The sequence below is a fragment of the Finegoldia sp. genome, assembly GCF_046991905.1.
GTDB lineage: Bacteria > Bacillota > Clostridia > Tissierellales > Peptoniphilaceae > Finegoldia.
On record NZ_JBKWZF010000008.1, the window covers coordinates 1 to 13,608 of the forward strand.

Annotated in this window: 17 protein-coding genes and 1 pseudogene; 3 read left to right on the top strand and 15 right to left on the bottom strand. The window is 31.4% G+C overall.

Annotated elements, in window-relative coordinates; all coding sequences use genetic code 11:
• The 15 genes and pseudogenes from ACLUJM_RS04780 to ACLUJM_RS04850 form a co-directional block, all read right to left on the bottom strand.
• Positions 1-714 (bottom strand): annotated as a pseudogene (locus tag ACLUJM_RS04780) (antibiotic ABC transporter permease); the annotation flags it as partial.
• Positions 701-1,441, bottom strand: coding sequence for an ABC transporter ATP-binding protein (locus ACLUJM_RS04785; RefSeq protein ID WP_278725351.1), 741 nt, complete (start codon positions 1,439-1,441; stop codon positions 701-703). The gene ACLUJM_RS04785 and the pseudogene ACLUJM_RS04780, both read right to left, overlap by 14 nt.
• Positions 1,442-1,521: 80 nt before the next feature.
• Entirely contained in the window at positions 1,522-2,061 is a 540-nt protein-coding gene (locus ACLUJM_RS04790) for a DUF3783 domain-containing protein (protein WP_294685882.1), read from the bottom strand.
• Positions 2,062-2,070: 9 nt separating this feature from the next.
• Positions 2,071-2,487 (bottom strand): hypothetical protein, encoded by a 417-nt coding sequence (locus ACLUJM_RS04795; protein WP_294685883.1) that lies wholly within the window; start codon positions 2,485-2,487, stop codon positions 2,071-2,073.
• A gap of 25 nt (positions 2,488-2,512) precedes the next feature.
• Complete coding sequence (locus ACLUJM_RS04800) at positions 2,513-3,373, bottom strand: hypothetical protein (protein ID WP_294685884.1); 861 nt, start codon at positions 3,371-3,373, stop codon at positions 2,513-2,515.
• 3 nt (positions 3,374-3,376) lie between these two features.
• Complete coding sequence (locus ACLUJM_RS04805; RefSeq protein WP_294685885.1) at positions 3,377-3,790, bottom strand: nuclear transport factor 2 family protein; 414 nt, start codon at positions 3,788-3,790, stop codon at positions 3,377-3,379.
• 214 nt (positions 3,791-4,004) lie between these two features.
• The gene (locus tag ACLUJM_RS04810; RefSeq protein WP_294685886.1) at positions 4,005-4,445 is read right to left on the bottom strand and encodes a GNAT family N-acetyltransferase; all 441 of its coding nucleotides are present in this window, start codon (positions 4,443-4,445) and stop codon (positions 4,005-4,007) included.
• Positions 4,446-4,459: 14 nt separating this feature from the next.
• A complete protein-coding gene (locus ACLUJM_RS04815; RefSeq protein ID WP_294685887.1) occupies positions 4,460-4,771 on the bottom strand; it encodes a hypothetical protein in 312 nt (103 codons plus the stop codon).
• Positions 4,772-4,922: 151 nt separating this feature from the next.
• Positions 4,923-5,447, bottom strand: coding sequence for a flavin reductase family protein (locus ACLUJM_RS04820; RefSeq protein ID WP_412412342.1), 525 nt, complete (start codon positions 5,445-5,447; stop codon positions 4,923-4,925).
• 126 nt (positions 5,448-5,573) lie between these two features.
• The gene (locus tag ACLUJM_RS04825) at positions 5,574-5,966 is read right to left on the bottom strand and encodes a ferritin family protein (RefSeq protein ID WP_412412343.1); all 393 of its coding nucleotides are present in this window, start codon (positions 5,964-5,966) and stop codon (positions 5,574-5,576) included.
• A gap of 181 nt (positions 5,967-6,147) precedes the next feature.
• A complete protein-coding gene (locus ACLUJM_RS04830; RefSeq protein WP_412412344.1) occupies positions 6,148-6,672 on the bottom strand; it encodes a GNAT family N-acetyltransferase in 525 nt (174 codons plus the stop codon).
• A gap of 170 nt (positions 6,673-6,842) precedes the next feature.
• Positions 6,843-8,171: a 23S rRNA (uracil(1939)-C(5))-methyltransferase RlmD gene (rlmD, locus tag ACLUJM_RS04835; protein WP_304066669.1), complete on the bottom strand. Its 1,329-nt coding sequence runs from the start codon at positions 8,169-8,171 to the stop codon at positions 6,843-6,845.
• Positions 8,171-8,431, bottom strand: a complete 261-nt coding sequence (locus tag ACLUJM_RS04840) for a hypothetical protein (RefSeq protein ID WP_002835237.1) — start codon at positions 8,429-8,431, stop codon at positions 8,171-8,173. Before ACLUJM_RS04840 ends, rlmD begins: the two co-directional genes overlap by 1 nt.
• A gap of 78 nt (positions 8,432-8,509) precedes the next feature.
• On the bottom strand, positions 8,510-10,756 hold the full coding sequence (locus ACLUJM_RS04845) for an ATP-dependent DNA helicase (protein WP_316082760.1): 2,247 nt from the start codon (positions 10,754-10,756) through the stop codon (positions 8,510-8,512).
• Positions 10,753-11,223 (bottom strand): acyl-CoA thioesterase, encoded by a 471-nt coding sequence (locus ACLUJM_RS04850; protein ID WP_316082759.1) that lies wholly within the window; start codon positions 11,221-11,223, stop codon positions 10,753-10,755. Before ACLUJM_RS04850 ends, ACLUJM_RS04845 begins: the two co-directional genes overlap by 4 nt.
• Before the next feature lie 145 nt (positions 11,224-11,368).
• Here ACLUJM_RS04850 and ACLUJM_RS04855 point away from each other — a divergent pair, with 145 nt between their 5' ends.
• From ACLUJM_RS04855 to lipA, 3 genes are read left to right on the top strand one after another with little or no spacing between them, the layout of a single operon-like run.
• Positions 11,369-11,788 (top strand): PPC domain-containing DNA-binding protein, encoded by a 420-nt coding sequence (locus ACLUJM_RS04855; protein ID WP_002835234.1) that lies wholly within the window; start codon positions 11,369-11,371, stop codon positions 11,786-11,788.
• A gap of 9 nt (positions 11,789-11,797) precedes the next feature.
• Positions 11,798-12,760, top strand: coding sequence for a lipoate--protein ligase (locus tag ACLUJM_RS04860; protein ID WP_316082758.1), 963 nt, complete (start codon positions 11,798-11,800; stop codon positions 12,758-12,760).
• Positions 12,753-13,607: a lipoyl synthase gene (gene lipA, locus ACLUJM_RS04865; protein WP_316082757.1), complete on the top strand. Its 855-nt coding sequence runs from the start codon at positions 12,753-12,755 to the stop codon at positions 13,605-13,607. The genes ACLUJM_RS04860 and lipA overlap by 8 nt, the downstream gene beginning before the upstream one ends.
• Position 13,608 lies beyond the last annotated feature (1 nt).

The window sequence follows — 13,608 nt, forward strand, 5'->3', positions numbered from 1 at the left end:
GAAAATAATCGCCGATAATGGATTGTGAAGTAATCCTGAAATAGGGCCAAGTCCCGTAGTGTTTTTCATGATGTTTGAATTTTGAATAAAAATTACAAACACTATGGCAACGACTTGAATGAAAATATTAAGCCCAACCATTATTTGCGTGTTGAATTTGTACAAAGCAGATGTTCTAACCAAAAGCTCCGCAACGACAATATTCAAAATTATTGTAAAAACGAATAAAACTACGAAATTCAAAATTCCGAACAAAATTGCCAAGAATATATTGAATTTGAAATCAATGAAAAACTTTATCGACAACAACAAAATCGGACTTAAAACTGTCAACGAACTCAACATCGTTAAAAAAGTCTTGGATACGAACATTTCCTTCTGATTGATTGGGAAATAGGACATCTTCAACGAATCCTTGTTTTCATAAAACAGATTGAATACGCTGATGAAGTTTTGCAAAGTTCCCAAAATTACCAAGTAAAACACGAACAAATCAAACATCTTAGGTGCCTTGCTATAATCAAACACAAATCCGAACATAATTCCGTAAATTACAAGCATCATCACAGCGGACATTATATATTGTCTGATAATTTTCTTGTAAATACTTTTGTTCTCAGCAGCCTTGGTCTTCTGTCTGATTTGACCTGTGAGCATAGGATTGATATTAAGTAAGTCGATTTTCATCAATTCTTTTAATTTAGTTTTGTTCATTTGGAACCTCATCGTGTGATTTTATCATTTCAAGATAAATTTCTTCCAAAGATTTATCCGGATGTAAATCTTTTAGTTCTTGAACAGTACCCAAGAATATGAGTTTTCCTTTTTGCAAAATTCCAATTCTATCGCAAAGTTTTTCTGCAATTTCCAAAATATGAGTTGAGAACAAAACAGTATTTCCTTTGTTGGCGTGTTCTCTCATCATTTCCTTCAAATTGTACGAGCTTTGTGGGTCAAGTCCTGTCAACGGTTCGTCCAATACCCACACATCTGGATCAGATAACAGAGCAGCTATTACGAAAACTTTTTGTCTCATACCATGTGAAAAAGATTCAATAGGTTGGAAGAATTCTGTCAAATCAAATTTTTCGGAAAGCATCTTGCAAGTAGCATTGAATTTGTTTTCTTCAACTTCATAAATCGTTCCTACAAATCTCCAAAATTCGTAAGGAGTCATCTTCAAAAACATATCTGGACTGTCAGATACATATCCGATTTTTTTCTTAGCTTCCATTGGATTATCTCTTACATCGACGCCATCGATCTTGATAGTTCCTTCTTCAGGTTTTATAACACCAACTAAGGATTTTATCGTAGTTGATTTACCGGCTCCGTTATGTCCAATAAGACCGAAGATTTCGCCACTATTAATTGTAAGATTCAAATTATCCAAAGCGATTTTCTTGTCATATTTTTTTGTCACATTCTCAAAAGTAATCATACATACCTCCTCTTGTATCATACTGTATCATAATCGTAGCACACTTGTGATATCGTGTCAAATAAAAAAAGAATTAGCCTTTAACTAATTCTCTCCATAACTGATTTTAAATGGTTGAATCTTCTGATAAGTTCATCCTTTTCAAATTCTTTTGGTTGCATATATTCAGTGACTTCGTTGATAGTTTCATAAAGTTCATCATCGTCAACTTGTTTGTACAATTGAATAGCTTGTGATCTAAGAGCTGCAAGTTCCTTGTAAATCATCATTACTTCGTGCTCTTCTTTGTTTTCCAAAAGAAGTTGTTTAAGTGTCCAATTGATATTGTGTTCTGTTGTCACACATTTGTTTGGAATGTAGACATCTTCACGTTGCATATCTTTCAAAAATCTATTCAAAATTTGATTGTTGAATTTATTAATCATAAGAAAATTAATATCCACACCTTCTTCAGCACACTCAATTTTGTCACCGTCTTCTTCTTTTAAAAGCACAGATATTTTAGTGCGCAAATCAGAATCATCGCATTCAATTATTTCAAAATCGTGTTTTTCAGATTCTATCACCAAAAATTCTTTAATATTTTCAGGCATATTGTAAATTAAAATCGATCTAGCCATAAAACCTCCTTAAATATTCATATCTTCCCAATCAAAGTCATCACTCAAAGGCTTTTCATTATAAAAGCTCTTGAACAAATCCTTTGTGTCTTCGACACTCACATAATCGACTACTTTGACCAAACTGTCAGATATGTCTTTCATATATTCAATATGATAAAAACATTCATCTGCATCTGGAATAAAAGTCGCTTGAATGAAGCTTTCACCAACAAATTCCAACGAAAAAAAGTAAGTCTTCTTACCAGATCTCACTTCCTTGTAATTTCTTAGTGCATCTTCTGAAATCTTGTCTATCTCATCTAAAACTATATCGAATAGGGGAGAGTCGAATGTTTTTTCTGAAGTTTTCAAAATCAATTTACTATTTTGCTCTAAAAACTCATCAGTTCCACTAAAAACTCCCTTTTTCAAAAACTCAAGCATAAAAACCCTCCTTAAATTAGTTTTATTATAAAGTCACAGTATATAATTCGTATTTTGCAATAAAATTAAAACCAATACTTTCAACAACTTTTCTTTCCTTTTCTTCAACAAAAAATGTAGTATATTTTTGATTATCTGATTTTGATTCATTCAAACACTTTATCAATAAATTTTTCATTGCAGTTTCATCAAAATCATCTTTATAATCAATTCCAAAAACTTCCATCAATATTGGAGTGTAAACAAAATAAATACATCCTTTTAAAATATTTTTTTCGTAATATAAAAAAATATTCCATTGATTATTTGAATTGGTAGTTAAAGCATTCTTAAGTCTATCGGAATTCCAGTAAATATCATCGATTTTATCATGTAATCTACGGAAATCATTCCAATTTTCATTATTAACTTGAACAATATCTCCATCATATTTTAAAGGAGAATATTTTTCAAAACTTAAAGTGTATACGTAGTTTTCGTCAATTTTTTCAGAATCTATGCTTTTTAAATACTCAATACTTAGTGTATTATCTGAAGGAAAACCAAAATAAATAGTATAGTTTGGATATCTAGATTTTGAATATTCAATAAATTCTTCAATAGCTTCTTGTTGATTATTTTGAATATTAAATACATTAAAGCCTAAATAATGGTCTTGTTCAATCCAATAATAATCAATCCAACCTAACACTTCATCATTATTTATAAATAAGAGTATTTTTGAATTTGTTTTTGAAAATGATGAATATGCTGATTTGTAAAAATCATTTTTAGTCTTGATACCATCCAAATAAGTTGGGAATCCTGAAGTTGTCAAATCTTGTGATAAATTATATGAAAAGCCCAAATATTTTTCTATGTCTTGTAAAGTGGCTTTTTTTAACATATACTACCCTTGGAAATCATTTCTGAATTTAGGTGTTTTTCCATTTTCATAAGGATTGTAGTTGTTGATATCACATTGAAATTCTTTTAGTTCAATAATTTTCTCTGAATCATTCCATAGAACAAGCGAAATTCCTTCAAAACTTGAAAAGTCGCCGTTACTCATTTTACATTCAAAAATCCACTGAACAACTGATTGGTTTTCATGATGAAATATTTGTAAAATATCCCATTTTATAACCTTACCGCGAGTATTCCATTTATCAAACCATATTTTTACAGTTTTTTTGTTTGAATATTTCGGACCCCAGCATTCTGTGTATACAATATTATCATCAAAAATGTTATCTATGCCCAAGTCTTTTTGTTCAAGCCACATTCTAAACCACATTCTTATAATTGAATCTCTATTATTCATCATTACCATCCTCAAATAATTTCTGCTACACTCTAATGATACCACAAATCAAATAAAATACGGTAATTAAATCAAAATCACAACATCGTACAATGCAATATTACGATATTGTATATTACGATGTTGCATTAAAAATATCAAAATAATAATGAGTTGAAAAGTTTTGCAATAGTTTAGAAAATTAATGCAACAAAAAAAGCGACAAGTTCGCCGCTTAAAATTTGTATTCAAATAGTTCTTCATCAATTTGCTTAAAACCTACAGCTTCAAACATTTTTCTGCTTTGATGATTAAAAGCGTAGATATTTGCAGTGACAGATTTTAATCCATTTTCTTTTGCTAATTCCAAAATTTTTGTGACACAATTTCGTCCTATATGTTTGTTTTGAAATTCTTTGCACACAACTATTGTTATTTCATTTTCATCAGTCAATGAAATATCTCCAACTAATTCGTTATTGTATTCAATGTAGAACAACTTTCCATGAGTATTCAAGTAATTGTACATTTTTTGAAGCCTATTAATATCGTATATGAAATCAATGTTGTCGACTTGTTTGCACACATCCTTATCTTTGTACCATTTCAAAGTAGTATCGTAATTTTCAAAATAGGGAATAAGTTTGATTCTATCATTGACTATTATAGTGTCCATAGGAAATTCTCTAATTATTTTATGTTGTGTTTTTCCATTTTTTCCTTAAAAATATCTGTAATAATTTTTTGTAATTCGTCACGTTCTTTTTCAGGAAGTTCGCCTTCTCTTTTTGCTACAGCGTAAAGTTCAGGATATTGGTTGGCAATTCTTTCGATTGTTTTTGTTGTTGAATGTTTTCTTACAAAAAATGGAATTTTCTTGATCCATCCATCTGGAACTAATGCTAATATTTTATCTGCGGCTTCTTTGTCACTGATTTCTGCTGAAGATAGTCCTTCGTTGATTTCTGCTTGTTCTTTTTCTGTAAAGTCTTCTAATTTCATAATATCCTCCTTTGTGTATTTTATGATTTCTTATACTTATATTATAACACTAATACTGTTAACAATCAAAAATGAAAATCATTTTTAATAAAAACTTTAATTAATAACAAAAAAAGCTTTTAAGATTACAAAACCCTAAAAGCTTTTTTATTTATTTGAGTTGTAAACCATCTTTGTAAGCATTGCCCACTCTTCCAGCTACTTTGTAGTACCCAAGAGTATATGGGTCAAAAGCGATAGCTTCCAATGAATCAACGTTAACTTTATCACCGTCGAAATGTTCTTCATCTACTGATGTTCTGATTACTTTTCCAATGACTCCAATTCCATTATTGTCCTTTTTGTATTCTATGAATTCACATTCGATAGCAACTGGAAATTCGTTGATTATTGGAGCATCTACAAGTTTTGATTTTTCGTATGTTAATCCTGATTTTTTGAACTTGTCTTTCTCAGTATTTCCGCTAACGACCCCGAAATAGTCGGCTTCAACAACATGTTTTGCATCTGCCACATGAACTACGAATCCTTTACGTGCTTTGATATTTTCTACAGTTTTGTGAGTTTCTGACAAATTCAATGCTACTGTGTCTCTGTTGAGCATAGTTCCCCATGCAGCATTCATTACATCTACAGTATTATCTTCGTTGAAAGTGGACACCATTAAAACTGGCATAGGGAATATAGAATAAGTTGTTTCAATTTATTTTTTCATAGTTTCCTCCTATTTATTTTGTGATATTTATTAATTCATATCACAAGAAAATTATAACGCTAATAGTATTATTTATCAAAATCCAAATTAATTATTAATTAATGAGTTTACAATATCACCATGTCTTTTTTCATCGTTTTTGACACTTTCTATTTCTGGGAATTTTTCAGCAACTGGTGCATAGGTATTAGCAGCATTGTATTCGCCATTGGCAATTAATTTATATAATTTTTTCTTACCTATTATCTTATAAAGCAAAGGAATAATTATCGCCTTGGTTTTTTTAGGTTTCAAATTTTCTTTTGTAAGATTGTGGAATACCGATGCATGATGACCTTCTTCTGTAGCAAGCTTACGAAAAGTTTCTTGGTCATATGCATCCTTTACAGTATCTGCAAGTGCACGATACATAAGTACGACATCTAATTCGCCTTGTTGAGATTTCAATAGTATTTTCATATCTTTTTGTGTTATATTCATTTTTTTCTCCTTTTTTAGATTCGATTAGTTCCCTTAAATTCATAGAATAATTTTTTAGTTAATTTAATTTTACCACAAAACAAAAACCCGACTATTATCAATGTGATAAAGCCGGGTTTTAAATTTAAATATAAATTATTTATTGTTATATTGTAGTTTTACGCTCTACTTTTAAACACAATTAATTGTCTATCCAATATCTTTGAATTGTCTTGCCATCTGAGTTAACAAACTCATTTTCAAGTACTCCACCATTTTTAATAATAGACTTAGCTGATCCTATATTTTCTTTATCACAAATCATGAGTACTCTTTCAATTCCCAACTTTTTACACTCTATCAAAGCTAGTCTTACCATTTCTGTGGCATAGCCTTTTCTTCTCTCACTGGGTCTTATTCCATCTCCAATATGTCCACCTTCTTTCAAAAGTGACTTATTTAAATAGTGGCGAATATTTACAGCTCCTAAAAGCCTATCTCTTTCTTCATCTAAAAGGAAGAAAACTGAATCTGGAACTTTATTTTCAGTTTTAGATTTTATTTCTAAGTTATTTAGATAATAGTCAAAATCATGGTAATCATTTTTAAATATTGACCACGGAGAAGTGTTTGTGTTATTCATTTCTTGGTCAATCTTCCATTCATCGATCATCTCACCAAGCTTTAATTCATACTCTTTAGTTAGTTTAATTAATTTTAGTTTCATATATTTTCCTTAATTCAATCCATACCATGCACACAACCTACTCAATATCCAAAGTGTAGCTACAAACAAGAATTTGAAAGAAATTTTCGACCACTAATTTCAAAATACTAAGCTTTTAATAATAAATCCACAAAATCAATAATATATTGCTTTCAAGCACTCAGGTTTTTCTACTTTTTCTCCAACAACACAACAGCTTCGCAGTGGTAAGTTCTTGGGAACTGATCGAAGAACTCCAATGACTTAATTTTATACCCTTTTTCGATAAATTTATCCAAATCCATTCTTTGTGTTATCGGATTGCAAGAAATGTAGATGAATTTATCCGGATTGATGTCGATTAATCTATCGATTGCTTTTGGATGAATTCCATCTCTTGGTGGATCGAGGACGACTACGTCTTTTTTCTCAACTTTTTCCATAAAATTCAAGCAATCATCGCAGATGAACTTTGTGTTAGTCAATCCATTTAGTTCTGCGTTTTCTTGTGCTTTTTCGACTGCTTCAGCAACTATTTCGACTCCGATTACGCTTTCAGCTTTTTTTGCAAAAATTTGTGCGATGGTTCCTGTTCCACAGTACAAATCGTAGACGTTTTTTTCTGACAAATCTCCAGCTAATTCCAAGGCTCTGTTATAAATTTGCTCTGCTTGTGCTGGATTTGGTTGGAAAAAGGAAAATGGAGATATTCTAAATTCAAAGCCATTTATTTTTTCTGTCAAATATTCTTTGCCATACAACAATTCTAATTTGTCGACTATTACTGCGTCTGAAATATTATCGTTAATTGTGTGATAAATAGACACGATTCTGTTGTCGATTTGCTTTGCAAATTCAATGAAATCATTCACATCAAACTCATCACTTGTCGTTACCAAATTAATCATGTACTCATCATCATTGAAACTTTTTCTGATTATGAAGTGTCTCAAAAGTCCTGTGTGTTTTATTTTTTTGAAAAATTCGTAATTTTTGTCACGAAAATATTCTTGAACAGCTTGTCTGATTTTGTTGAAGCCTTCATCAATGATATTGCAATCTACGGTGTCTGTTATTTCGTAGAATTTGTTTTTAGTGTGAAGTCCCAAAACAAGAGGACCACCTTTGACACTATCTCCAAAAGTGTATTCCATTTTGTTTCTGTAGCCTTTTAAAATAGGCGATGGATGAAAAGTAATATCCTCATCGTAAATATCTTTGTATAATTCTGTGAGTGTTTTTTTCTTCAAATCGCACTCCACATCATACTCTAATTTTTGATAAATACAACCGCCGCATCTTTCATTTACAGGGCAACCTTTAATAGTTTCAAGAGGGGAGTTTTCTAGTTTTTCAACTAGTTTTCCCTCAATAAATCCCTTTTTTTTTCTTTTTCGTTGAAAAGAGATTGTTTGTCCTTGAATTGTGTTCTTTATAGAATACAAATTATCGTCTATTTTGCAAATTCCCTTGTTGGGAAATACATTGTATTCTACTTTTGCCTCTAAAATTTTTTTCATTATCCTTGTAGACCGTCTGCTTGTCTTTGCATATTTTCTACGACGATATCGTGAATATCTCCGATTGATTGTCCGTATTCCAATACTTGCCAAGGTTCATTAGTATGGAAATGAATTTTAATCAAATCATCGCCACCTACAACCAAAAGGCAATCGCCCTTGAAATGTTCTGTGATATATTCACTAATTGTATCGCTTGATAAGTTTTCTCCTGCTATTAATAATTGTGTATCAAATCTAAATTCTATTTGTTCTGACATAATTTCACCTTCATTTTTAAATTTCCCATTGGGATTAAGTTAATTTTACCATATTGTGTTGTAATTTTCTCAGAAAAATTATTTCCAGCTATTCGGAAGAAGTGATTTGTAAGGATATGAATCAAACCTATCGTCAATCAAAAATAATTCTCCAGTATCTGTGTCAGTTCTAATAAGTCTTCCACCAGCTTGGTGTACCTTGTTCATTCCAGGATACACATAAGCGTAATCGAATCCATTTTTTCCATTTTCGTCAAAATATTTTTTAATCAAATCATTTTCTACGCTAATTCCGGGAAGTCCGACGGAAATTATTCCAACAGTATTCAATCTGTCGCCACTCAAATCCACGCCTTCGCTGAACACTCCACCCAAAACACAAAACGCCATTATGTTTGAAGTTGTTGTAAATTGGGACAAGAATTCCAACCTTTCCATATCAGTCAGCGTTCTTTCTTGTGTTAAAATATCGAAACCACAAATCTCATACACTGATTCCAAGTACGAATAAGAAGGAAAGAATATGAGTTTGTTACCAGGCTTTTCGTTGATTTTTCGAAGGATTTCTGCGATTTTATATTTCGTATCTTCGCGGTCTTTGAATCTAGTTGAAATGTTGATGTGATTTACTTTCAAATTCTCTTTTGGGAAAGGAGATTCCAATCTTATGTTGTAGAATTTTTCCAAGCCCAATACATCTGCAAAGTAGGTCATAGGAGACAGTGTCGCTGAGAAAAATACGTTTGATTTGCATTTTTTCAAAAGATTTTTAAAAATATTGTGAGTGTTCAAGCACATGATGTTGTAAATAACATCATCGTTTTCTGATTTTATCAAAGTGACGAAAGAATCATCGTAAAAATCAGAAATTTTCAAAAATTTATTGATTTCAAAATACACATCCAATACTTTGTCGTAGTATGGTTTGTCCTTTTCTTCGACCAAAAATTTCGTCATGGATTCTTTGCAACGTACACAATAATCAATCAAATCTACTGACAAATCCTTGTATGTGTTGACTGGTTTTCCCAAAGATTCATCTTTGATTTGTTTGGCGATTTTCTTCAAATTGCGTTTGATTTTGAGTTCTTTTTTATCATCTAAAAGCTCATCACAACAGTCCATAAGTTGGTTGAAACTCAACGAATACGAGTACATATCACGCCCACGATTCACCAAGTTATGAGCCTCATCAACCAAAAGCGACATTCTCAAATATGGAACTTCGAAAAATCTTTTTAGATATACTACCGGATCAAAAACGTAATTGTAATCACAAATCACAATGTCACAGAAATTGGACAAATCCAGCTCCAATTCCAACGGACAAACTCTGTATTTGAATGCATATTTTTTGATGATTTCTTCCACTATAATATCTTCGTTTTCAAGCATATCGAGAATGCATTTGTTCACCCTGTCGTAGTGACCTTTTGCAAATTCGCAATCATTTGGATTGCATTTGACTTCATTATTGATACAGACCTTGTTCTTTGCGATTATCTCAACTGATTTTATTATTAGACCTTTTTGTTTCATTAAATACAATTGGTCGTTGCAGGCTTTTTTCAGAGTGGACTTTGCAGTCAAATAAAAAATCTTGTCCGTCAAATCTTCTCCCATAGCTTTAATTGAAGGAAAAAGCGTGGAGATAGTCTTGCCGATTCCTGTTGCAGCTTCCACCATCAAATCTACACCCTGTTTGGTTGCAGAATACACGTTTTGGCTCAAATACTTCTGACCAGCTCTAAATGCAGGATATGGAAATGATAAGTTCTGAATGGATTCATCACGATCTTTTATGTGTTGTGTGATTAATTCTGTGAACACGGAATATTTTTCTAACAATGAAAAATAAAATTCTTTTAATTCTTCAAAAGTAAAATTTTGCCTGATAAATTTTATTTTCTTGGTATCAGTTTGATAATAAGTTAGCTGCAAATCAATATCTTCCAAGTCGTTGTCCAAAGCATAAAAATACCCGTAGCATTTTACTTGTGCCCAGTGATATTTGTTGGAATTGTATTCCAATTCTTCCAAATCACGCGTAGTCGATTTTATTTCATCTATTAAAGTTTTACCATTTTTAATTCCTATTCCGTCAGCTCTACCTTCCACGATGTAATTTACCGATTTGTAGAGGGTAGTGTTTTTGAGAGTAACTTCTGGCAGAAATCCAATATCGTATTCTTTTTGAATCATTTTATGGATTTTCTGGCCTTCTTTTGCTCTGTCGAACACATTTCTGAATCTATCGTCTATATCGCCGCTTCGTTCAGTGTATTCAACCAAATCTCTGACAGAAAGTTTGATTTCTTTTTTCATAGCTTATAATTTTGTTGAAGCAAGTTTACTTCCTTGTAAATTTTCCTTCTTTCAATCGCCAAATCGCGATACATTTTATCCTCATCTGTTACATATTCTATTTTTTCATTTACAATTTCAGATTCTCCGTCTTCATTCACACTTACCATTGTGAAATATCCTGAAGCTTTTATGAGATCTGTTCCCTGGACTTTTGCACGAACGAAACATTCCATGCTAGTTTTGCCAACGTAATCTATGATTGCTGTGATTTTTATGATTTCACCTAATTTTGTTGGAGCATTAAATGTCAAATTATTTACAGCTTTGGTCAATGTTTTATTGGAACAAAATCTTCTCGTGCACACACCGGCGATTGTGTCCATCATTTTGAATAATTCTCCTCCGTGGAGAAGTCCGTAAAAATTCCCCATATCTCCATTTGCTCTGAATTTTACAATTGTTTTTGTATCTTGTTTTGTTTTCATAATATCCACCTTTTAATTGCTACTTCTATTATAGTATAAAATTTTATTTTCGGAAAAATGAAATCAATCGCAAGTTTTTAAAATTGAAACAAAAAGAAATTAAATGTATAATTAGATTGTATGAACTTTACAGGAGGTTAATGATTTGAAATATAGAGAATATTATGATAATGTTTTAGTCCGAATTGAAAAGGGCGAAGACGTTGTAGAAAAATTATTCGAATTAGTTGAAAAGCTTCAGCTAAAAAATGGTTCTATTTCAGGAATTGGCGCCAGCGATAATATAACTGTGGGATTATATAGTGTCGAAAAACAAGAATACACTAAGAAAAATTTCACAGGAGAAATGGAAATCACGAGCATCCTTGGAAATATCTCTACTATGAATGACAAACCTTATTTGCACATGCACATTACATTTGCAGATGAGAATTTGAATGTTCACGGCGGACATTTGAACGAGGCTATCATATCAGCAACTTGTGAAATCATAATTAATAAAATAGATGAAAAAGTTGATAGATTCAAAGATTCTGAAACAGGTTTAAATTTATACGATATTTAAAGGAGATAAATGAAATATTATTTTAATAATGACAGCGTAGATCCGTATTACAATTTTGCGGTTGAATATTTTTTCGCAAAGCATAACATTCCAGTGTTTATTTTGTGGAGAAACAAGGATTCAATTCTACTAGGCAAAAATCAAAACATTTACAGAGAAGTTAACTTGAAATACACTGAAGAAAATGGAATTAATCTAGTTCGTAGGTTATCTGGCGGTGGTTGCATATATACTGATGAAAAAAATATGCAATACACTTTTATTGAAAGTCAAAACTACGCAAATGACTTCAAACATTTCGCTAATATGATAATCAATCAAATGAAAAAAATGGGACTTAATCCAGAATTCAGCGGTAGAAATGATATTTTGATTGACGGTAAGAAAATAAGTGGCAACGCACAATATATGAAAAACAGCATGGTTGTTCATCATGGTACAATTCTTTTCGATATTGGTGTCGAAAAGATGATGCATTCACTTACTCCGCAAAAAATAAAATTCGAAGGAAAAGCCATCAAATCTGTAGAATCCAGAATTACAACTATTAATGATATGATTGATATGGAATACGATGAGTTTTTCAAAAAAATTAAAAACGGAATCATTGAAGATAATAACTTAGAAGAATACGTGCTTAACGATTCTGAAAAAGAAGAAGTGAATAAATACATCGATTTATTTAAAAATGAAGAATTTATTTACTCAAAAGGAGAAACTACTGCAAATTATCAAAGAAAACACAAGTTTGGAGTTGTGGAGTATAGCTACAACATCAAGGATAATTTGATCGATAGTTTCAAAATAGAAGGAGATTTCTTTTCGAACAAAGATATTTCAGAATTTTGCGATATGTTTGTTGGAAAGGCTATGACAATAGATGGTTTCCACAATGTTTTGAAGGATGTTAATATCGGGGAATACATTGTTGGAATGGACGAGAAAGTGTTTTTAGGTGATATATTTGATTAGAAAACCAAAATGGATGAGAATAAAAATCGAAGGTAGCCAAAACCTTCACGAAGTAGAAAGTTTAGTAGATGGATTTGAATTGAACACAGTTTGCAAGGAAGCAAATTGTCCTAACAGAATGAAATGCTACGAATCACGTACAGCTACATTTATGATTTTAGGAGATATTTGTACTAGAAACTGTAGATATTGCAACGTAACTACTGGAAGAGGAAGAGAAGTTGACGAAAAGGAACCTGAAAATGTTGCAAAAGTTGTACAAAAATTAGGCTTGAAATACGCCGTTATTACTTCTGTTGACAGGGATGATTTGAAAGATGAAGGCGCAACACAATTCAAAAATGTTATCAAAGAAATCAGAAAATACAATGAAGGAACATTAGTAGAAGTTTTAATTCCAGATATGCATGCTAAGCATGAATTATTGGATATTGTATTTGATGAAAGACCAGACGTTCTTAATCACAACGTAGAAACAGTTCGTTCTATATTTAAAGAAATGAGACCTCAAGGTAACTTGGACAATTCTTTTGAAGTTTTAAGATATGCAAAAGAAAAAGGACTTGTAACTAAATCTGGATTTATGGTTGGACTTGGAGAAACAAATGAAGAAGTTCATCAAATGTTAGATAAATTAAACGAATTACAAGTAGATATAGTTACGATTGGACAATATTTGATGCCAACATTGGAACATGCAGAGTTGGACAGATACGTTACTCCGGAAGAATTTGAAGAATTCAAAAAATACGGAGAATCTATCGGAATTAAGCATGTTGAAAGTGGACCATTTGTAAGAAGTTCATACAATGCAGGTAATGTATTCAAATCATTAGAACAAAAATAAA